The organism is Atlantibacter hermannii (genome assembly GCF_009907385.1).
Lineage (GTDB): Bacteria > Pseudomonadota > Gammaproteobacteria > Enterobacterales > Enterobacteriaceae > Atlantibacter > Atlantibacter hermannii_A.
The window spans coordinates 43,748-64,805 of record NZ_JAAATR010000001.1; the positions used below are offsets into that span (position 1 = coordinate 43,748).

A 21,058-nucleotide genomic window follows, 5' to 3' on the forward strand; every position below is an offset into this window, starting at 1 on the left:
AAAAACCCGCATTGTACCGGGATTTTTGCCGCCTGGTATCAACACATCGGGTTAAACGCGCCGTTATTGCGGCGAATAACGGCGACGTCATGCCCGCTCAGGGCGAGTTACGCGTGTTTAGGCTCAACCGGCAAGAACATGTTGATGTCCCAGTAGCCCTCCTTTGCGCCGTCGTTGAGGTAGATTTCGAAGCAGGGTTTAGGGGCGATTTGGTACTTCACGTCTTCGAGCAGGCTATTGAAAAACAGCCGCCAGGGTGTTTCAAAATCATGATTTTCAACGCGCGCCTGCGCTACCGCATATTGCCCGCCCGCCACTTCAGTTGCAATAACGCCTTCACTGTTGGCAGGGATGGCAAAGTTTTCCGGCACGGTGACGGCGGTATCGCAGCGCAGTTTCTCTGCGGGCACCCTGTCCGGGTTGTCGTAATAAACGGCAATCCACTCCAGCGGTTGGATTTGGTTGCTGTCCACCCACATCATCAGTTGCTCAAACCCCTGAGGAACGGTTTTATCCCAGGGGCCAACGAAATGAAACCCGGCAATGCGACGGGTTTCGGCTTGCTGAATCTGATAATCCATGATCGTTCCTCGCTGTGAAATAACTGTATATGCAAACAGTATTATACGTTTTGCACGGGCGCTCTAAAGCATAGTGTGCTTAATTTGTGAGCGCACTCGCGGAAAAGTCGTTTTCAGAAAACGAGGGGTTAAGTCGTTGTTAAGGCGTTAAAGTTTATGATGCAGGTAATCACTGAAGCGCGAGAACATGCCGCCTTTTTTCACCGCGTGAAGCGTCACCAGCGGCCAGTGGGCCACCAGCGTATCGCGATCATAAAGTTCGATTTCCCCTACCCGCTGCTGTGCCGCCAGCGGCGCTTCCAGCTCGGGCTTGTCCAGGACGTATTTGGCTTTGATATTTGCCACTTCGGACTTCGGCAGGCTGAGCCAGAAATCGCGGTCGGTTCCCACTTCGACGTTTTCAATGTCCCCGTACCAGATGCGCTCGGTGCCGACTTTTTTGCCTTTATGGAGGATCTGCACGGTATCAAACTGGTTTTGCCCCCAGTGCAGCAGTTTACGGGCCTGCTCCTCACGGTCTTTCGGGCTCTCCGCGCCCATCACCACGGCGATTAACCGACGTTGGCCATCAACGCTGGAGGCGATCAGGTTAAACCCGGCGCCGGAGGTATGCCCGGTTTTCAGACCGTCTACGTTCAGGTTTTTATCCCACAGCAGGCCGTTACGATTCTGCTGGGTAATACCGTTCCAGGTCAGGCTGCGCTCGCTGTACATATGATAAAACGACGGCTCGCCGTGGATAATCGCGCGCGACAGCACCGCAAGGTCGTACGCGGAACTGTGCTGGCCCGGCGCATCAAGGCCGTGAACGGTTTCGAAGTGGGTATCGCGCAGGTTCAGCCTGTGGGCATAGTCGTTCATCATTTTGACAAACGGCGCTTCGCCGCCCGCGATGTAATCCGCCAGCGCTACGCAGGCGTCGTTCCCGGAGTCAACAATCAGCCCGCGGCTCAGATCGTGGACCGTGACGCGATCGCCGGCCTTTAAAAACATCAGCGACGAACCGGCGAATACCGGATTGCCATACGCCGATGCGTCCGCGCCAACGGTCACCACGTCATCTGGCGTGATGCGGCGACTGTCGATGGCGCGATCCACCACATAACCGGTCATTAGTTTGGTGAGGCTTGCCGGGTTGCGCTGCTGATGCTCATTGCCTGCCGCTAAAATTTGCCCGGTAGTGTAATCCATTAATACCCAGGATCCGGCTTGCACCTGCGGGGGAACGGGCGTGACGGCGAACGTGGGATCCGCGCGGGCGTGGGCAGAAAGAAAAGCGAGCAAAGAAGCGGCAATCAGGCGGGTTTTCAACAGCATATCCTCGTTTATGTTTTTTTGTCCGCGCCTGTTTTACGGAACTTCGTATGTAAACGCATTCATTAATTGCAAAAAAATATGACAGCAAACACATTTATCGGAGTAATACGTACCCGCTGGCGTAAAAAACCACCGTGATTTTCTTCTGAACAGGCGGCCAATCGTTTACCATTAACGCCAGTTTTTGACCCCTTCAGGATGGTGACCGGTGACTGATTCCGCAGCACAGCCGACTTTTCTTTTTCACGATTACGAAACCTTCGGCACCCGCCCGGCGCTGGACCGCCCCGCGCAGTTCGCCGCGATACGTACCGATATGGATTTCAATATCATCGGCGAGCCTGAGGTGTTCTATTGTAAACCGGCCGATGACTATCTGCCGCAGCCCGAAGCGGTACTGATCACCGGCATCACGCCCCAGATCGCAACGGCGCGCGGCACTCACGAAGCCGATTTCGCCAAACGCATCCATGATTTATTCACCGTGCCGAACACCTGCGTGGTGGGTTACAACAATGTGCGTTTCGATGATGAAGTGACGCGCAACGTGTTTTACCGCAATTTCTACGACCCCTATGCCTGGAGCTGGCAGAACCATAATTCGCGCTGGGATTTGCTGGACGTGATGCGCGCCTGCTACGCCCTGCGCCCGGAAGGCATCAACTGGCCGGAAAACGATGACGGGTTGCCGAGCTTTCGCCTTGAGCATCTTACCGTCGCCAACGGTATTGAGCATGCTAACGCCCACGACGCGATGGCGGATGTCTACGCCACTATCGCGATGGCGAAGCTAGTGAAGACCCAACAGCCGCGCCTGTTTGAATACCTGTTCAGTCACCGCAATAAGCAAAAGCTGGCCACGCTGATTGATATCCCGCAGATGAAGCCCCTGGTGCATGTTTCCGGTATGTTCGGGGCGTTTCGCGGCAACACCAGCTGGATCGCGCCGCTGGCGTGGCATCCGGAAAACCGCAACGCGGTGATTATGGTGGATTTAGCGGGAGATATGACGCCGCTGCTGGAGCTGGATGCCGATGCGCTGCGTGAACGGCTGTATACCGCTAAAACCGAGTCAGGCGATGACGCGGCAGTGCCCGTTAAGCTGGTTCATCTGAATAAATGCCCGGTGCTGGCGCAGGCCAATACGCTGCGCCCGGAAGACGCCGACAGGCTGGGCATTGACCGCCAGCGTTGCCTGGAGAACCTGAAAATCCTGCGCGACCGCCCCGACGTGCGTGAAAAAGTGGTAGCCCTGTACGCTGACGCTGAGCCGTTCGTGCCGTCAGACGATGTGGATGCCCAGCTGTATAACGGCTTCTTCAGCGATGCCGATCGCGCCGGGATGCGTATTATCCTGCAAACTGACCCGCAGAACCTGCCGGCACTGGATATCAGCTTTGTGGATAAGCGCATCGAGAAACTGCTGTTTAACTACCGGGCGCGTAATTTCCCCGGCACCCTGGATCACGAAGAGCAGCAGCGCTGGCTGCGCCATCGCCAGGCGCGCTTTACGCCGGAGTATTTGCAGCGCTACGCTCAGGAACTGGAGATGCTGTACGGGCAGTATGAAGGGGATAAAGAGAAAATCGCCCTGCTGAAGGCGTTGTATCAGTACGTTCAGGACGTGCTGTAAGCTAAAAAAAATGGCTCCCGGGGGAGCCATTTTTGTTTTCGCATTACTGCGCGATATCTTCGTACTGCGGAACCGGGTTGCGGAAGCTTTTGGTCACGCAAGCCAGATACACCAGGCCGATGCCCGCCCAAATCAGGCCCAGCACCATAGAGCTCTCTTCGAGATTAATCCACAGCGCGCCTACGGTCAGCGCGCCGCAGACCGGCAGCACCAGATAGTTAAAGTGGTCTTTCAGCGTTTTGTTGCGCTTCTCGCGGATCCAGAACTGGGAAATCACCGACAGGTTAACGAAGGTAAACGCCACCAGCGCACCAAAGTTAATCAGCGCCGTCGCGGTAACCAGGTCGAAGTTAATCGCCAGCAGAGCAATCGCCCCCACCAGCAGCACGTTCCACGCCGGAGTGCGCCATTTCGGATGCACATAACCGAAGAAACGGGTCGGGAACACGCCGTCGCGGCCCATCACATACATCAGGCGAGAAACGCCCGCATGCGCCGCCATACCCGATGCCAGTACGGTGATGGTGGAGAACACCAGCACGCCGAACTGGAAGGTTTTACCCGCGACGTACAGCATGATTTCCGGCTGGGACGCGTCAGGATCTTTAAAGCGCGAGATGTCCGGGAAATAGAGCTGCAGGAAGTAGGACGCGCAGATAAAGATCAGACCGCCGATCAGCGCCGTCAGGAAAATGGCTTTCGGGATCACGCGCTCCGCGTCTTTGGTTTCTTCCGACAGCGAGCTGATGCCGTCAAAGCCCAGGAATGAGAAGCACAGGATGGTCGCGCCGGTAATCATCGGCACCACGTGCGCGCCTTCGCTCCAGAACGGACGGGTGCTGGTCAGCGTACCCGCGCCTTCGCCGTGCGCTACGCCGTAGACGATCAGGCCAATAATCACCGCCACAATACCCATCTGCAAAATAACGATCAGGGTATTGAAGTTCGCCACGCTCTTAATGCTGCGCAGGTTAGAGATAGTCATAAAGGCCACCAGCGCCACCACAAAAATCCATGACGGAACGGAAGGCACCAGCGCTTCGAAGTAAATCTTCGCCAGCAGAATGTTGATCATCGGCATGAACAGGTAGTCCAGCAGCGATGACCAGCCCACCATAAAGCCAACGGTCGGGCTGATGGATTTCTGGGCGTAGGTGTAGGCCGAGCCAGCGGACGGGAAGCGCTTAACCAGCTTACCGTAGCTCAGCGCGGTAAACAGGATAGCGACCAGCGCAAAGGCGTAAGCCGTTGCGACGTGCCCGTCTGTGAGGCCCGATACGATACCGAACGTATCAAACAGCGTCATCGGCTGCATATAGGCAAGGCCCATCATGACAACCGGAATCAACGTAAGCGTTTTACGTAATTCCACGCGAGAGGTGTTTGGAGTAGCGTTATGCGACATGGTCATCCCCCATTACGGCGAATGCCGTCGCAAAAGCAAAAAATTGCCCCATTTTTTGGTTTCCTCAGCGACAACAACTGTCGATTTTTAGTAAGTATCTATCCGGTACGAAGCCCGGCCTCTTTGATTTGAATGACGTGTTTGTTGCAAAAAAATAACCGACGCTCTTAACGTCGGTTAGCTTTAATTTTTGCAGGCGGCGTATTTTGCCCATTTTGGATTGCAAAGACAAGACGTTGAGAGCCTCATCACGCATTTCTTTTTAACTGCGCACGATATGCTCAAACGGGTTCAGACTGGGGAGCATACAGCGCCATGATTTCCGGGCTGCCGAGAATGTTTTCCCGCCACCAGTTGCCGGCCAATCCTTCGGTCTGTTCGTTCCAGCCCAACCATACCGAAACCGCGCCCAGTTCCGGTATGACGCGTTTTTCGATTAACGCGCCGGAATCGATAAAACGCTGCGCCATAAAGCGCGGCAAATAGCCACAGGCAAGGCCGCTGATGTGCAGTTCCAGCTTGGTTTTAAAATCAAATACCGTAATCACATCCTGCTCATCCAGCACCATGGTGGCAGATGACAACGCCGGACGGCCATCTCCGATCACCGCGGTTCGATGCCGTTTAATATCCCGACGGTTTAAAGGTTCGGGGGATTGTGACAAAGCATGGTGAGCCGCAACAACAAACACGCTTTCTAATTTTCCGAGCAGCTCGTAACCAAAACCGCTCAGCGAAGGCGGCGGATGTAAAGCGCCAATAATCAGGTCGGCCTGCCCCTGGGTTAATGCGTCCCAGGAGCCGCCCTGGATGCCATTAACAAACTTCAGTCGCGTCACGTTGCAGTTGGCAAAGAACTTTTCAATCAGCGGAGCCAGAAGCGAAAAAGGAAACGCATCATCAACCCCGATACGCAGCTCCTTTTCCCACCCCTGATGCAGTTTAACCGCCTGTTTTTCCAGCTCGCGCACCGTATGCAGCACTTCCCGCCCGCGCTCAAGCAACATCTGGCCGGTGCGGGTAAACTTCGCCCGGTGGCCGCTGCGGTCGAGCAGCGTGATTTTCAGGTCGTTTTCCAGCTTGTGGACGGTATAACTCAGGGCGGAGGGTGTCTTGTAGAGTTTGGTCGCAGCGGCGGCGAAGCTGCCCTCTTTATCGAGGGCATCAAGAATAACGAGAACATCCAACAGTGGTTTCATATGCGCCCCCTGCGTTGCGCCTGATAACCCGTGCGGGATGTTATTCCATCGGCATCACTAACGGGTCAGGGTACTGGTATTCAAAGCCGAGTTCATTACAGATTCGGTTTCCGTCAATCAGTTTGCCACTCCCCGGCTGGGCGCTGTCGCTGAAATGCGGCGGCGCAAGGCCGAGCTGGCGGGCCATTACCGGGTAAAATTCTGCGCGGGTCGGATGACGCGGCGCACATATATTATAGACGTGACCGCCTTTTGGAGCCTGAAGCAGCAGGGTAATCGCAGCGACAACGTCTTCCAGATGCACCAGGTTCACCCCATGATTGCCGTTTGGACCGCTTTTACCGGCGAAAAAACGCCCCGGATGACGGCCCGGCCCGACCAGGCCCGCAAGCCGCAGGATATCCACCGAGGTGCCGGGCAAGTTATGCAGCCAGTCTTCCAGCTCTTTCAGCACCCTGCCGCTTTCAGTTTGCGGGTTGCGCGGCGAGGTTTCTTTGAAGGTGCCTTCGCTGTCGCCATACACCGAGGTGGAGCTGGTAAAAATGATGCGTGGGATGTTATGGGCCAGCGCGCTGTCGACGATCTCCTGCACCGCCTGGAGGTAGAATTCACCGTTGCCGCCGGTGCGCCGGGCCGGGAGCGTCAGCACTAACGCATCGACATCCAGCAAGGCGTCCAGATCGTCGGTATCGCACACCAGTTCCGGTTGCAATTGAAGCTGGAACGCTTCCACGCCACACATCCGCGCCGCCTCCACGCCGTCAAAGGTGGTTTTGCTTCCCGTGACCTGCCAACCGCGCGCGTTGAGCGCCAGAGCCAGCGGCATACCCAGCCAACCTAACCCGACAATCGCCACTTTTTTCATCTCTCCTCCTGTAATCCTTTGTTACGCTGCGCATCCCCTACTGTGCAGTGTAGGCTACGCCAGCCATACGCTGCTGACAATTCACCTGTTGAATACGAAACGGCGATTGATGAAAAAAAGGGCTTGCCAGTTCGGGCGTATCTGGTTTAGGGTAAATGTCACAGTTTGAATAATCATTCATCAGAGAATTTTATGACGCGCGTTCAGTTTAAACACCACCATCATCACCATCACCCTGACTAGTCTTTCAGGCGATGTGTGCTGGGAGACAGTGAGATCTTCCAGTGGTGCAGAACGCAAGAGAAAGCCCCCGGAAGATCGTCTTCCGGGGGCTTTTTTTTACCCCGCCGTTCAGGGTAATCCGGTGTAATAAAACAGATAACGCACAACACAATTCAGGGTTTACGAGGAAAAGAGAAGATGACCGACACCAACCGTTTACGCATAGCTATTCAGAAATCCGGGCGTTTAAGTGATGATTCACGCGAATTGCTCGCGCGCTGCGGCATAAAAATTAATCTCCACACCCAGCGCCTGATCGCTCTTGCCGAAAACATGCCGATCGATATCCTGCGCGTACGCGATGACGATATTCCCGGCCTGGTGATGGATGGCGTGGTGGATCTCGGCATCATCGGCGAAAACGTGCTGGAAGAAGAGCTGCTGGACCGCCGCGCCCAGGGCGAAGATCCGCGCTACTTCACTCTGCGCCGTCTGGACTTCGGCGGCTGCCGTCTTTCCATCGCCGCGCCGGTTGACGAGCCGTGGGACGGCCCGCAAGGCCTGAACGGCAAGCGTATCGCCACCTCCTACCCGCACCTGCTCAAGCGTTACCTCGATCAAAAGGGCGTTCAGTTCAAATCCTGCCTGTTGAACGGCTCGGTAGAAGTGGCCCCGCGCGTCGGCCTGGCGGACGCTATCTGCGATCTGGTTTCTACTGGCGCAACGCTGGAAGCCAACGGCCTGCGTGAAACCGAAGTGATTTACCGCTCTAAAGCCTGCCTGATCCAGCGCGACGGCGAAATGCCGGACGCTAAACAACAGCTGATCGACAAACTGCTGACCCGTATCCAGGGCGTGATTCAGGCCCGCGAATCCAAATACATCATGCTGCACGCGCCGACCGAGCGTCTCGACGAAGTGATTGCCCTGCTGCCGGGCGCGGAACGCCCGACCATTCTGCCGCTGGCAGGCGATCAGCAGCGCGTGGCGATGCACATGGTGAGCAGCGAAACCCTGTTCTGGGAAACCATGGAAAAACTGAAGTCGCTGGGTGCCAGTTCGATTCTGGTGTTACCGATTGAGAAAATGATGGAGTGACGCCATGGCCTTTTCTAGCCCGATCAACTGGAACGACTGCGACGCCGCGACCCAACAGGCGCTGTTGACCCGCCCGGCGATGTCCGCCTCGGACAGCATCGCCCGCACCGTCAGCGAGATCCTCGCGAATGTCAGCGCTAACGGCGACAGCGCGCTACGCGAGTACAGCGCGCGTTTTGATAAAGCCACCGTGAATGCGCTGGCGGTCAGCGAAGCGGAGATCGACGCCGCCGTGGCGCGTCTGGGCGACGAGATTAAACAGGCAATGGCGGTGGCCGTTGCCAATATCGAAACCTTTCACCGGGCCCAGGTGTTGCCTGCCGTGGATATCGAAACCCAGCCTGGCGTGCGCTGCCAGCAGGTGACGCGCCCTGTCGACTCGGTGGGTCTGTATATTCCCGGCGGCTCCGCGCCGCTGTTTTCTACCGTGCTGATGCTGGCGACCCCGGCGCGCATCGCGGGCTGTAACAACGTGGTGCTGTGCTCGCCGCCGCCGATTGCCGATGAAATCCTGTATGCCGCGCGCCTGTGCGGGGTACAGCAGGTGTATCAGGTTGGCGGCGCTCAGGCCATCGCGGCGCTGGCGTTTGGCACTGAGACCGTACCCAAAGTGGACAAAATCTTCGGGCCGGGCAACGCGTTTGTCACCGAAGCCAAACGTCAGGTCAGCCAGCGGCTGGATGGCGCGGCGATTGATATGCCTGCCGGGCCGTCTGAAGTGCTGGTGATCGCCGACAGCGGCGCGACCCCGGACTTCGTGGCCTCGGATTTGCTGTCCCAGGCGGAACATGGTCCCGATTCGCAGGTGATCCTGCTGACGCCGGACAGCGCCATGGCGCAGGCGGTAGCCGACGCGGTTGAGCGCCAACTCGCCGACCTGCCGCGCGCGGAAACAGCGCGCCAGGCGCTGGCGGAAAGCCGCCTGATTGTGACCCGCGATTTAGCGCAGTGCGTGGCGATCTCTAATCAGTACGGCCCGGAGCACCTGATTATTCAGACCCGCAACGCGCGCGAGCTGGTTGACGACATCACCAGCGCCGGATCGGTGTTCCTGGGCGACTGGTCCCCGGAGTCTGCCGGTGATTACGCCTCCGGCACTAACCACGTGTTGCCGACTTACGGTTATACCGCCACCTGCTCCAGCCTGGGGCTGGCGGATTTCCAGAAACGCATGACGGTCCAGGAGTTAACCCCTGCCGGTTTCAGCGCGCTGGCGCAGACCATCGAAACCCTGGCCGCCGCAGAACAGCTTACCGCCCACAAAAACGCCGTTACCCTGCGCGTCGCCGCACTAAAGGAGAGGAAATGAGCATTGTCGAGTTAGCCCGTGAAAACGTTCGCAATCTGACGCCCTATCAATCCGCGCGTCGCCTGGGGGGTAACGGCGATGTGTGGCTGAACGCCAATGAATACCCGACGCCGGTCGAGTTTCAACTCACTGCGCAAACGTTAAATCGCTATCCGGAGTGCCAGCCCAAATTAGTCATCGAACGTTACGCGCAGTACGCGGGCGTGAAGCCGAAACAGGTGCTGGTGAGCCGCGGCGCGGATGAAGGAATAGAACTGCTGATCCGTGCGTTCTGCGAGCCGGGGAAAGACGCGGTGCTGTACTGCCCGCCGACCTACGGCATGTACAGCGTCAGCGCCGAGACTATCGGCGTGGAATGCCGCACCGTGCAGGCGCTTGACGGCTGGCAGCTTGACCTCCCGGCCATTGCTGAAAAGCTCGACGGCGTAAAAGTGGTGTTTGTCTGTAGCCCCAACAACCCCACCGGGCAGTTAATTAATCCGCAGGATATTCGCGTTTTATTAGAAATGACGCGCGGAAAAGCCATCGTGGTGGCCGATGAGGCCTATATTGAATTCTGCCCCCAGGCAACGCTGGCCGCCTGGCTGGACGAATACCCGAATCTGGTGGTGCTGCGTACCCTGTCTAAAGCCTTTGCGCTGGCCGGATTACGCTGCGGCTTTACCCTGGCGAATGAAGAGATTATCGGCCTGCTGCTGAAAGTGATCGCTCCCTACCCGCTCTCTACGCCGGTCGCGGATATCGCGGCCCAGGCGCTGAGCCCGCAGGGCATCGTGGCGATGCGCGAACGGGTGGCGGAAATCCTCGTCAATCGCCAGTTTTTGGTGAGCGAGCTGAAAAAGGTCGCCTGCGTCGAAGCGGTGTTCGACAGCGAAACTAACTATGTGCTGGCGCGTATCACCACGTCGAGCGCGGTATTTAAATCCCTGTGGGATCAGGGCATTATCTTACGCGATCAGAATAAACAACCGACATTAAGCAACTGCCTGCGCGTGACCGTCGGCACCCGTGAAGAGTGCCAGCGCGTGATCGACGCTCTGCAGGAACAACCCGGCCTCGCGGCCACGGAGTAAGTATGAGTCAGAAGATCCTCTTTATTGACCGTGATGGCACCCTGATTTCAGAACCGCCGGAAGATTTCCAGGTCGACCGTTTTACTAAGCTGGCGCTGGAGCCGGACGTGATCCCGCAGTTGCGTAAGCTCCAGGACGCGGGCTACAAACTGGTGATGATCACGAACCAGGACGGCCTCGGCACCGCCAGTTTCCCGCAGGATGATTTCGACGGCCCACACAACCTGATGATGCAAATTTTTACTTCTCAGGGCGTGAATTTTGATGACGTGCTGATTTGCCCGCACCTGCCGGCGGACAACTGCGACTGCCGCAAGCCGAAAACCCAACTGGTGACGGCATACCTGGCGGAAGAATCCCTGGATCGCGCCAACAGCTATGTGATTGGCGACCGGGCCACCGACATCGAGCTGGCGGAAAACATGGGCATCACCGGCCTGCGCTATAACCGTGACGAGCTGGGATGGGCGAAAATCGCCGAGCAGCTGACCCGCCGCGATCGCTATGCCCGCGTGGAGCGCAACACCAAAGAGACCCAGATTGAAGTCGAAGTGTGGCTGGACCGCGAAGGCGGCAGCAAAATCCACACTGGCGTCGGCTTCTTCGACCATATGCTGGATCAAATCGCTACCCACGGCGGTTTTCGCATGAACATCACGGTAAAAGGCGATCTGTACATTGACGATCACCACACCGTTGAAGATACCGGCCTGGCGCTGGGCGAAGCGCTGAAGCTGGCATTAGGCGACAAGCGCGGCATCGCGCGCTTCGGTTTTGTGCTGCCGATGGATGAGTGCCTGGCGCGCTGCGCGCTGGATATCTCTGGCCGTCCGCACCTCGAATACAAAGCGGATTTCACCTTCCAGCGCGTGGGCGATCTGAGTACCGAAATGGTTGAGCACTTTTTCCGTTCGCTCTCCTATACCATGGGCGTGACGCTGCACCTGAAAACCAAAGGTAAAAACGATCATCATCGCGTGGAAAGCCTGTTTAAAGCCTTTGGCCGCACCCTGCGCCAGGCGATCCGCGTGGAAGGCGATACGCTTCCGTCGTCGAAAGGAGTGCTGTAATGGACGTGGTGATTCTGGATACCGGATGCGCCAACCTGTCGTCAGTGAAATGGGCGATCCAGCGCCTCGGCTACGAGCCGCAGGTCAGCCGCGATGCCGACGTGGTGCTGCGCGCCGATAAGCTTTTTCTACCGGGTGTCGGGACCGCGCAGGCCGCGATGGACCAGCTGCGCGAACGCGAATTGATCGACCTGATCAAAGCCTGCACCCAGCCGGTGCTGGGGATCTGCCTCGGAATGCAACTGCTGGGTTCGCGCAGCGAGGAAAACCAGGGGGTGGAAACCCTGGGCATTATCGACCAGGCGGTGCCGAAGATGACCGATTTCGGCCTGCCGTTGCCGCACATGGGCTGGAACCGCGTCTATCCGAAAGCGGGTAATCGTCTGTTCAATGGCATTGAAGACGGCGCGTATTTCTACTTCGTCCACAGCTACGCCATGCCGGTGAACGCTTCCACCATCGCGCAATGCAACTACGGCGAGCCGTTTACCGCAGCGGTGCAGAAAGATAATTTCTATGGCGTGCAATTTCACCCGGAACGCTCCGGCGCGGCGGGCGCACAGCTGCTGAAAAATTTCCTGGAGATGTAAATGATTATCCCGGCATTAGATTTGATTGACGGCACGGTGGTGCGCCTGCATCAGGGTGATTACGGCCAGCAGCGCGATTACGGTAATGACCCGCTGCCGCGTTTACAGGCCTATCAGGCGGAAGGCGCGCAAGTGCTGCACCTGGTGGATCTGACCGGGGCAAAAGATCCGGCGAAGCGCCAGATCCCCTTGCTGAAAACCCTGCTGGCGGGCGTTAGCGTCCCGGTACAGGTTGGCGGCGGCGTGCGCACCGAAGAGGATGTCGCGGCGCTGTTAGACGCCGGGGCCACGCGTGTGGTGGTGGGATCCACCGCGGTGAAATCCCCTGAGCTCGTGAAAGGCTGGTTTAAACGCTTCGGCGCAGAACATCTGGTGCTGGCGCTGGATGTACGCATTGATGAAAACGGCGCGAAACAGGTGGCGGTCAGCGGCTGGCAGGAGAATTCCGGCGTGACGCTGGAAGAGTTGGTGGACGCGTTTCTGCCGGTTGGCTTAACGCATGTGCTGTGCACGGATATTTCAAAGGACGGCACGCTTAAAGGCTCGAATGTCGGGCTGTATCAGGAAGTGTGCGCTCGCTTCCCGTCCGTGGCGTTTCAGGCTTCCGGCGGGATTGGCGGCATTAAGGATATCGAGGCATTAAAAGGCAGCGGCGTAAAAGGCGTGATCGTCGGACGTGCGCTGCTGGAAGGCAAATTCACCGTCGCGGAGGCTGTACAATGCTGGCAAAACGGATAATCCCCTGCCTGGACGTGCGTGACGGCCAGGTCGTGAAAGGCGTGCAGTTCCGCAACCATGAAATCATCGGCGATATCGTTCCGCTGGCCAAACGCTATGCCGAAGAGGGCGCGGATGAGCTGGTGTTTTACGATATCACCGCCTCCAGCGATGGGCGCGTGGTGGATAAGAGCTGGGTATCGCGCGTCGCCGAAGTGATCGACATTCCCTTCTGCGTGGCGGGCGGCATCAAAACCCTCGACGATGCGGCGCAAATCCTGTCGTTCGGCGCGGATAAAATTTCCATTAACTCCCCTGCCCTTGCTGATCCGGAGCTGATTACCCGCCTGGCAGATCGTTTTGGCGTGCAGTGCATCGTGGTGGGCATTGATACCTGGTTTGACGAGCAAACCGGCAAATATCACGTTAATCAATATACCGGCGATGAAAGCCGCACCCGCGTGACCCAGTGGGAAACACTTGACTGGGTGCAGGAAGTGCAAAAGCGCGGCGCGGGTGAAATCGTGCTGAATATGATGAACCAGGACGGCGTGCGTAACGGCTATGATCTGGTGCAGCTGAAAAAAGTGCGTGAAGTCTGCCGCGTGCCGATGATCGCCTCCGGCGGCGCGGGCACCATGGAGCACTTTCTCGAAGCTTTCCGTGATGCCGATGTGGACGGCGCGCTGGCTGCATCGGTATTCCACAAGCAGATTATTAATATTAGTGAACTTAAAGCGTTCCTGGCGCTACAGGGAGTGGAGATTCGGGTATGTTAACTGACACGCAACGCGCGCAGCTTGATTTCGAAAAGACCGATGGGCTGTTGCCGGTAGTGGTGCAACACGCCGTATCCGGCGAAGTGCTGATGCTGGGCTATATGAACGGCGAAGCGCTGGATAAAACGCAGGAAACCGGCAAAGTCACTTTTTATTCACGCACTAAACAGCGTCTGTGGACCAAAGGCGAAACCTCGGGCCATTTCCTGAATGTGGTAAGCATCACGCCGGATTGCGACAATGATACGCTGCTGGTGCTGGCGAATCCCATCGGCCCGACCTGTCACAAGGGAACATCGAGCTGCTTCGGCGATGTGCATCACCAGTGGCACTTTTTGTATCAGCTGGAGCAACTGCTGGCGGAGCGCAAGCATGCAGATCCGTCCAGCTCGTACACCGCCAAACTGTACGCCAGCGGCACTAAGCGCATCGCGCAGAAAGTGGGGGAAGAAGGCGTGGAAACCGCGCTGGCGGCAACGGTAAACGATCGTGAAGAACTAACGAATGAAGCGTCAGATTTGATGTATCACTTGCTGGTGCTGTTGCAGGATCAGGCGCTGGATTTAGGTGCGGTGATTGAGAATTTGCGGGGAAGGCATAAATAGGATTAACAGGGGCGTTTATCGCCCCTGTTTTATGCGCTGTAGCGCACGGGAATATGCCATTCAGCGTGGGTTATAATGACCCAGGCAGGCTTTAAATAATATTTTTAATACGGATAAATTACCGCTAAAACTGCTAATTTTCGTTGGTACTTCACCCTCTGGATAAATACGCGAGGTGGGAAGCTCTATACACTGAAAGCCCAGCTTAGGCGCAATATATGAGAGGTAGGCAAGCAGTTCATAGGTGTTAAAAATATCTCTGAAAGGTGCGACACGTTCATCCAGTAACATCTTACTGCTATAAGCACGAAAACCTTGCGTGGTATCCGTCCAACGGAACCCAGACGCCATACTGAGTACAGGTGCATGAATGTATTTGATGGCAAAATCGCGCGATTTTGGCGTGTTCACCGCGACGCCGCCTTTTACAAACCGGGATGCCTGAACAAAATCATAGCCCTTATCAAGCGCAGCGATAAATTCCGGAATGGGTGCGGGATCGTCTTTATCATTACCGTCTATGGTAACAATATTTTTATATCCCTCTTTCAAAACAAAAGCATAGCCGCAGCGAAGCTGTGCACTCAATTTGCCCGGGCCAGTTTTTACAATCAATCCCGTCACGCCAAGTTCTAACAGACGATCTTTTTGAAGAGAACCATCTGTACTTCCACCATCAACAATAATGATGTCAGCAATATCAGTAATGTTCAGATTGCTAATCTTAGCGAGTAAACTTGTGATTCGGCTACCCTCATTGATGACGGGAATAACAACACAAGCATCATGTTTTTTACCTGTCCAGATAAGGGGCCCATAAGCCGGGACGTCCCAGTTTTTATCATTGATCATAGTAAACCTATTTATTTAAGCAGCCCTGGCGGTGATTAAAGCAACGCCAACGATCACAAATGCTACGCCAGCAATAGTCGTCCAGTGAAAAGTTTCATTAAAAACGAGTACCGATAAAACAGCTACCGCCGCGACAGCACCTGTGGTCAACACAGGGTGAGCAATATTCAAAGGTAATACGGCCAAAGCTGCTGCGTACAAAATAAACGCACCGCCATAAAGTGCCAACCCCAGCCAAAACGGCCAGTTAGACAGCGAGGCAAGAGGATCAGCGAGCGAAGGAAATTTTCTTGGCGGCATCATGGCCATTTTAATCAATACGCTGGCAGACGCATTACAAGCAATGCCCAGAATAAGAATTAACCATTTCAAAATATCTGTACCTACTTAACGATAGAGAGAGGTAACGTAGTCAAGCGCGCGGCGTATTGAAACCGTATGGGATTCATCTTTAGTCGCCAGCATTTCAATAGTCGCCAACTGGGATGGGAACGTAGATTTCATGATCTCCGCAAGCTTTTCATGATTGCCGAAACGATCGCCTGGTGGAACAAGTTGCGGCTCGCTAATATGAATGTGTCCGATGAACGGCTTCGATTCCTGCATGACACGATCATAATCTTCGTTATTAATCATCATAGCGCCGGTATCAAGCTGCATTTTGATAGACGGATGAGCAATCTGTTTCACCACTTCGCATGTTTCATGACTCGTCGTCATAAAGTTAGCGCCATAGATCTCCGGATTAGGTTCAAGGCAAATGATAACGCCATAACTGGAGGCAATATCACCTAATCGTCGGAAAAAACGGGTGGAGACAGAAGCGATTTCGTCTGATGACAGACCTGAGCAATCGCGATTTTTTGGCGAACCAAATACCAGCCTTGTGGCGCCCAGTTCAGCGCCGATAAAACAGATAGCCGAGAGATGGTCAAGAAGCTGCTTCTGGACAGACTCCGTTCCAAAAACATTCAATCCGGACGTACCAAATAAGAGCGCCTGCATACCCACGAGCTCAATGCCACGCTCTGCCCACCACGCTTTTACGGCTCTGATTTCCGGGGATTTGGCCTCTTTGATATTTGAGAAATATTTCCCTGGCGCGATATCAATCGCATTGATGGCAAACTCTTGTAAAAGAGCGGCCACTGTATTGTCTTCTTCTACGTCCCAGGCCAGATTGGAGATTGAAACCCTCATTAATTACCATCCTGATGGTTGTTCATTTCAGACTGAGCATAATGTCGTACGGCCTGAATAGTTTCACTCACCGAGTACTGATACTTGTCACTACCGCCAAACAGAGGGGCATAGATACTCCGCATGTCGTAGGAAATAACAGGCGAAGAAAGCTCGTTAGAGAAATCATTACCAAACCCCTGTTTTGCAATATGCGTGACAGAAACCGGTGCTGACGTCAAATGAATAAGTTGAATATTGTTTTCAATTGCCTTAACGATATCAAACCACAGATTCACCATGGGGTAGAACTGGAAAATATTGCGGCTTTCAATCTTGTCAATATTATTTTCATGCAGAAAATCATAAATGATATTCTTGCGCAACCCAGGACCCACGAGGCCAGGCAAGCGAACAATCAAATGACGAGGGAATTTTTGCGCGACGAATTTTTCAAGATGATAACGATTAAGGCCATAGGCATGTAAATTATCTTCATCAATAACGGTATTTTCATCAACAGCATCAGGTTTTTTGAAAACGTCAACGGTACTGATGAGAATGAAATGGTCACATTCCACGTTGTCAAGGCAATTAATTAATGAATCTATTTTATTACGATCGCCCTGAGGGTCGGCATTTGCCAGCCATTTTTGTGCCGGCGCTCCGGCACAAACAATAACATCGAATTTCTTACCTTTAATATCTTCTATATTTGTCGAACGATAAAACGCATCGAATTGCGTTTGCTTCATTAACGTCGTACCGACAAATCCTGTAAATCCGATTAAGGCCTTCTTCATACTTTTATCCCCTTAACGATCGCGCCCGGTCTGCACAAGATTAGGTTCTTCCGTGGTTGATTTACTCAGCACATTTACACGATCTTTATTAACCATAACAGCACTTTTCTTCTCAAAAACGACGGAATAAGCGGCCTGTTCACTTCTGTCATCTAACAATCTACTTAAATATTCACCAAAAAAGGCCAACATAATGAATTGCATCATGAACAAGATAGACATAAACAGAATGGTCGTCGTCCAGCCCTGCACGACATGCCCATCGATCATATTGACTACGATGCTGTAGATAGCAAACAACAAGGCGCTAAAACTGCCAAGAGTTCCAATGATTGACATCCATCGTAACGGGCGTGAGGAGTTGAAAACCATCAACCTCACCAAATTGCGAAAACCATAGACAATTGAATTTTTAACCTGGTTTTCGCAAAGCGGTTCGTAGACCAGCTCAGCAATCGGATAACCGGTTTTCTGAATTCTCATATAAAATTGATGGTGAAAACGTCCAGTATCCGTGACCGCATTCACTGCTCTACGGCTAAGGCAACGTAAGCCAGTAGAGTTTTTGGGAATATGATAATCAATGGCGGTCAGTATTCGGGTCGCGGTTTCTCGTAAAAATTTATATACCGGAGGTATGCTTTGGTTCGACACCCCAACGACTACGTCAAAACCAGACTTACATTTTTCTACGGCAGTATGAATAACGTCGACTGGGTCCGTTAAGTGATCGAACAGGACCACAAAATCGCCGATTGCGTTTTCTAAGCCAGCAGCCCAGACAATATCATCATGGACGCAGCCTGATAATTGCAATAACCGTACGCACGGCACTGCTTTTAAGGTTTGATCAATACTTGACACTCTGGGTACATCACGATATGGGCCTTTTGATACAATCAAAATTTCATAATCAGTATAATTAGCATCAAGCAATTCGTGAATTTGATTTAGTTTGCTTGCTAACTCATTTGAAGGGAGTTGCGTATTTAAAACAACAGAAACGAAAGATTCGCTTTTCACGGGAAGTCTCTTATATGGCTTTTAAATAAGATTTATATTTTTAATTGCTTCAACGGCATCGTAAACGTTATCAATCTTGCCGCCCATGATACAATGAAAACCCTTTATGCCGTGGTTTGGACGGAAAAGTATCGGGCGTGAATCATCAGTTTCACTGCGTGGAAGCAATGTTTTCACTTCCCAGAGTGAACGTTCATAACGGCACTCATTAAGGACTGGCATATATCGCGCCGCATCTTTTAGCATATACTGCCAGGCGCTAACCTTTATATCTTCATCAAATTTTGAATAGGAATTGTGGTATTTTTCTAAAGGTTTATCGTGCCATTCATAATGGGGCGTATAACGAACATGACTGAAAGAATGCAGGCCAACTGAAGGAAATGGCATAACAGAAAAAAACGGACCGCACATGATAGTAAAACCCGTTGATTTTAGTTCATCGGGTACATCTACCAGACACATTTCTGTCATTTCATGCTTGAGAGGAATTAATTCTATTTCAGACTGGTCGAGCAGATAATTTAAATTTGCATAAGTGCAATTAAAGACATGATCGGCATAATAACTCTCAGTCAGACCGTTCTCTAAGTTGCTTATATGCGTAATAATTCCTGCACCCTTACTTTCAACTTTATCGACTGAATAACCACAATGGTATCGAACGCCCGCAGCATCCAGCCTCTGCAACATAATGTCTCTTAATTTAAACGAGTCAAAGGCAAATTCTTTAACAGTAAAGCAGGCGTTGATTAACTGAGGGTTAACCAATTTTTCAATCCTGGCAGGAGCATAGTCGCAGTCAGCGCCAATGCGCTCGCAAAATAACCGAAATTGAGAAGCGGAGACTTTCCCTAACAGTTCGCTGATAAGATAATACTTATCAAAATCAGAACTGACGCAATCTCGAAACTCTTCAACAAAGCGAGGAAATGACAGCCTGGAACGCAGGGCTGTTAAAATACTTCGGGGATAATGATAACCATTATGAACACGCGCTTGATTATTATACGAAGCACGAGACATGCAGCGCTGCTCTTTTTCATAAAGGCTAACGTCATGCCCGAGCAAAGATAACTGCTCAGCCAGGTACATTCCGAAAAAGCCGCCGCCAGCGATTATAATTCTTTTATTCATAGCCAAAACAATACCTTTTGTGATAAGGGCTTATTTTATCTCCGATGAACGTATAAATACATTTATTTTTTAGGAAAATTCCAGGGATGAAAAAAAAAGACCATCATTGCGATGGTCTTCAGCGGCAGAATTTGACGCGCAAAGTAACTTATTCAAGCCACTCGGTATGGAATACACCGTCTTTATCGGTACGCTTGTAGGTATGCGCACCGAAGTAATCGCGCTGGGCCTGGATCAGATTAGCAGGCAAAACCGCTGCTCGATAGCTGTCGTAATAAGCCACTGCCGCAGAGAAGGTTGGCGTTGGGATGCCATTTTGAACAGCATAAGCGACAACATCGCGAAGTGCTTGCTGATAATCATCTGCCGCTTTTTTGAAGTATGGAGCTAACAAAAGGTTGGCAATGGAAGGATTCTCTGTATAGGCATCAGTGATTTTTTGCAAAAACTGTGCACGGATAATGCAACCGGCTCTGAAAATCTTTGCAATCTCGCCGTAGTTAAGATCCCAGCCATTTTCTTCAGAGGCGGCACGCAGCTGGGAAAAGCCCTGCGCGTAAGAAACAATTTTGCCAAGGTAGAGCGCGCGGCGAACTTTCTCAATAAACTCAGCTTTGTCCCCGGCGAAGGGTTGGATCTGAGGACCACTCAGTACCTTAGATGCAGCCACGCGCTGCGCTTTAAGTGAGGATATATAGCGCGCAAAGACGGATTCCGTGATCAGTGACAGGGGTTCGCCCAAGTCCAGGGAACTCTGACTGGTCCATTTGCCCGTACCTTTGTTAGCTGCTTCATCCAGTATCACATCGACCAGATAGATTCCATCTTCATCTTGTTTGGTGAAAATATCCTTGGTGATATCGATTAAGTAGCTGTTCAGTTCACCTTTATTCCATTCGGTGAAGGTATCCGCCAGTTCTGGATTTGACAGATTCAGGCCGTGTTTCAGAAGGGAGTAAGCTTCTGCGATAAGTTGCATGTCGCCATACTCGATGCCGTTATGCACCATCTTGACATAATGACCGGCACCATCAGCGCCGATGTAGGTCACACATGGCTCACCATCGTCAGCAACCGCGGCGATTTGCTTCAGGATCGGCGCAACCAGTTCATAAGCTTCCTTCTGACCGCCAGGCATAATTGAAGGACCTTTTAATGCCCCTTCTTCGCCCCCCGAAACCCCCGTGCCTATAAAATTGAACCCTTCAGCGGAAAGCTCACGGTTACGACGAATGGTGTCATGGAAAAAGGTGTTGCCGCCATCAATGATGATATCGCCTTTATCCAGAAACGGTTTAAGGGATTCAATCGCTTTGTCAGTACCTTCGCCAGCTTTAACCATCAACAGGATACGGCGAGGCGTCTCCAGTGACTCAACAAATTCCTTAACGGTGTAATAAGGAACCAGTTTTTTACCGGGATTTTCTGCAACGACTTCTTCAGTCTTTTCGCGTGAACGGTTGAAGATGGACACGGTATAACCGCGGCTTTCGATGTTAAGCGCCAGGTTGCGCCCCATTACGGCCATACCAACAACGCCGATTTGTTGCTTGGACATTTTTTACTCCTGGTTAACGAAGGGAATACTCACTGCATAGGGT

General features: G+C 53.1%; 23 protein-coding genes and 1 other annotated feature. Of the genes, 10 read left to right on the plus strand and 13 right to left on the minus strand.

The features are described from left to right. Positions 1–107 precede the first annotated feature (107 nt). Positions 108–581 carry a DNA gyrase inhibitor SbmC gene (sbmC, locus tag GV764_RS00240; protein WP_161658502.1) on the minus strand — a complete coding sequence of 158 codons (474 nt, stop codon included), beginning with the start codon at positions 579–581 and terminating at the stop codon, positions 108–110. Between the two features lie 147 nt (positions 582–728). Then, positions 729–1,898 carry a serine-type D-Ala-D-Ala carboxypeptidase DacD gene (gene dacD, locus GV764_RS00245; protein WP_161658504.1) on the minus strand — a complete coding sequence of 390 codons (1,170 nt, stop codon included), beginning with the start codon at positions 1,896–1,898 and terminating at the stop codon, positions 729–731. 208 nt (positions 1,899–2,106) lie between these two features. Between dacD and sbcB the strand changes: the two genes are divergently transcribed. After that, positions 2,107–3,531, plus strand: a complete 1,425-nt coding sequence (gene sbcB, locus GV764_RS00250; protein ID WP_161658505.1) for an exodeoxyribonuclease I — start codon at positions 2,107–2,109, stop codon at positions 3,529–3,531. Positions 3,532–3,574: 43 nt separating this feature from the next. Here the strand turns inward: sbcB and GV764_RS00255 are convergent, their stop codons facing one another. The 4 genes from GV764_RS00255 to GV764_RS00270 form a co-directional block, all read right to left on the minus strand. Then, entirely contained in the window at positions 3,575–4,936 is a 1,362-nt protein-coding gene (locus GV764_RS00255) for an APC family permease (RefSeq protein WP_201743009.1), read from the minus strand. Further along, positions 4,926–4,988, minus strand: coding sequence for a membrane protein YoeI (gene yoeI, locus GV764_RS22310; protein WP_125292509.1), 63 nt, complete (start codon positions 4,986–4,988; stop codon positions 4,926–4,928). The genes GV764_RS00255 and yoeI overlap by 11 nt, the downstream gene beginning before the upstream one ends. Positions 4,989–5,217: 229 nt before the next feature. Further along, positions 5,218–6,135 carry a LysR substrate-binding domain-containing protein gene (locus tag GV764_RS00265; RefSeq protein ID WP_161658509.1) on the minus strand — a complete coding sequence of 306 codons (918 nt, stop codon included), beginning with the start codon at positions 6,133–6,135 and terminating at the stop codon, positions 5,218–5,220. A gap of 40 nt (positions 6,136–6,175) precedes the next feature. Further along, the gene (locus GV764_RS00270) at positions 6,176–7,000 is read right to left on the minus strand and encodes an SDR family oxidoreductase (protein WP_161658511.1); all 825 of its coding nucleotides are present in this window, start codon (positions 6,998–7,000) and stop codon (positions 6,176–6,178) included. Between the two features lie 192 nt (positions 7,001–7,192). Between GV764_RS00270 and hisL the strand changes: the two genes are divergently transcribed. The 9 genes from hisL (at position 7,193) to hisIE (ending at position 14,463) form a co-directional block, all read left to right on the plus strand. Beyond that, complete coding sequence (gene hisL, locus GV764_RS00275; protein ID WP_001364200.1) at positions 7,193–7,243, plus strand: his operon leader peptide; 51 nt, start codon at positions 7,193–7,195, stop codon at positions 7,241–7,243. After that, positions 7,219–7,341: a sequence feature (His leader region), on the plus strand. Its footprint overlaps the gene before it by 25 nt. Positions 7,342–7,420: 79 nt before the next feature. Next, positions 7,421–8,320, plus strand: a complete 900-nt coding sequence (gene hisG, locus GV764_RS00280; protein ID WP_125292380.1) for an ATP phosphoribosyltransferase — start codon at positions 7,421–7,423, stop codon at positions 8,318–8,320. Between the two features lie 4 nt (positions 8,321–8,324). Further along, entirely contained in the window at positions 8,325–9,629 is a 1,305-nt protein-coding gene (hisD, locus tag GV764_RS00285; protein WP_161658513.1) for a histidinol dehydrogenase, read from the plus strand. Beyond that, positions 9,626–10,702 (plus strand): histidinol-phosphate transaminase, encoded by a 1,077-nt coding sequence (gene hisC, locus GV764_RS00290; RefSeq protein ID WP_161658515.1) that lies wholly within the window; start codon positions 9,626–9,628, stop codon positions 10,700–10,702. Before hisD ends, hisC begins: the two co-directional genes overlap by 4 nt. Positions 10,703–10,704: 2 nt before the next feature. Continuing rightward, a complete protein-coding gene (hisB, locus tag GV764_RS00295; protein ID WP_161658517.1) occupies positions 10,705–11,772 on the plus strand; it encodes a bifunctional histidinol-phosphatase/imidazoleglycerol-phosphate dehydratase HisB in 1,068 nt (355 codons plus the stop codon). Continuing rightward, positions 11,772–12,362, plus strand: a complete 591-nt coding sequence (gene hisH / locus GV764_RS00300; RefSeq protein ID WP_151605352.1) for an imidazole glycerol phosphate synthase subunit HisH — start codon at positions 11,772–11,774, stop codon at positions 12,360–12,362. Before hisB ends, hisH begins: the two co-directional genes overlap by 1 nt. Further along, entirely contained in the window at positions 12,363–13,100 is a 738-nt protein-coding gene (gene hisA, locus GV764_RS00305) for a 1-(5-phosphoribosyl)-5-[(5-phosphoribosylamino)methylideneamino]imidazole-4-carboxamide isomerase (protein WP_161658519.1), read from the plus strand. Continuing rightward, on the plus strand, positions 13,082–13,858 hold the full coding sequence (hisF, locus tag GV764_RS00310; RefSeq protein ID WP_161658521.1) for an imidazole glycerol phosphate synthase subunit HisF: 777 nt from the start codon (positions 13,082–13,084) through the stop codon (positions 13,856–13,858). Before hisA ends, hisF begins: the two co-directional genes overlap by 19 nt. Further along, positions 13,852–14,463 carry a bifunctional phosphoribosyl-AMP cyclohydrolase/phosphoribosyl-ATP diphosphatase HisIE gene (hisIE, locus tag GV764_RS00315; RefSeq protein WP_161658522.1) on the plus strand — a complete coding sequence of 204 codons (612 nt, stop codon included), beginning with the start codon at positions 13,852–13,854 and terminating at the stop codon, positions 14,461–14,463. Before hisF ends, hisIE begins: the two co-directional genes overlap by 7 nt. A gap of 60 nt (positions 14,464–14,523) precedes the next feature. On the opposite strand, the gene GV764_RS00320 is transcribed toward hisIE, so the two are convergent. From GV764_RS00320 to gndA, 7 genes are all read right to left on the minus strand, one after another. Further along, entirely contained in the window at positions 14,524–15,315 is a 792-nt protein-coding gene (locus tag GV764_RS00320; RefSeq protein WP_161658524.1) for a glycosyltransferase family 2 protein, read from the minus strand. Between the two features lie 15 nt (positions 15,316–15,330). Further along, positions 15,331–15,687: a DMT family transporter gene (locus GV764_RS00325; protein ID WP_161658526.1), complete on the minus strand. Its 357-nt coding sequence runs from the start codon at positions 15,685–15,687 to the stop codon at positions 15,331–15,333. 15 nt (positions 15,688–15,702) lie between these two features. Continuing rightward, positions 15,703–16,515 (minus strand): sugar phosphate isomerase/epimerase family protein, encoded by an 813-nt coding sequence (locus tag GV764_RS00330; RefSeq protein ID WP_161658528.1) that lies wholly within the window; start codon positions 16,513–16,515, stop codon positions 15,703–15,705. After that, on the minus strand, positions 16,515–17,297 hold the full coding sequence (locus tag GV764_RS00335) for an NAD-dependent epimerase/dehydratase family protein (protein ID WP_161658530.1): 783 nt from the start codon (positions 17,295–17,297) through the stop codon (positions 16,515–16,517). The genes GV764_RS00330 and GV764_RS00335 overlap by 1 nt, the downstream gene beginning before the upstream one ends. Positions 17,298–17,309: 12 nt before the next feature. Continuing rightward, positions 17,310–18,320: a glycosyl transferase family 2 gene (locus GV764_RS00340; protein ID WP_161658532.1), complete on the minus strand. Its 1,011-nt coding sequence runs from the start codon at positions 18,318–18,320 to the stop codon at positions 17,310–17,312. A 21-nt stretch (positions 18,321–18,341) separates the two neighbouring features. Continuing rightward, entirely contained in the window at positions 18,342–19,457 is a 1,116-nt protein-coding gene (locus tag GV764_RS00345) for an NAD(P)/FAD-dependent oxidoreductase (RefSeq protein ID WP_161658534.1), read from the minus strand. Between the two features lie 148 nt (positions 19,458–19,605). Next, complete coding sequence (gene gndA / locus GV764_RS00350) at positions 19,606–21,015, minus strand: NADP-dependent phosphogluconate dehydrogenase (protein WP_161658535.1); 1,410 nt, start codon at positions 21,013–21,015, stop codon at positions 19,606–19,608. Positions 21,016–21,058: the final 43 nt, after the last annotated feature.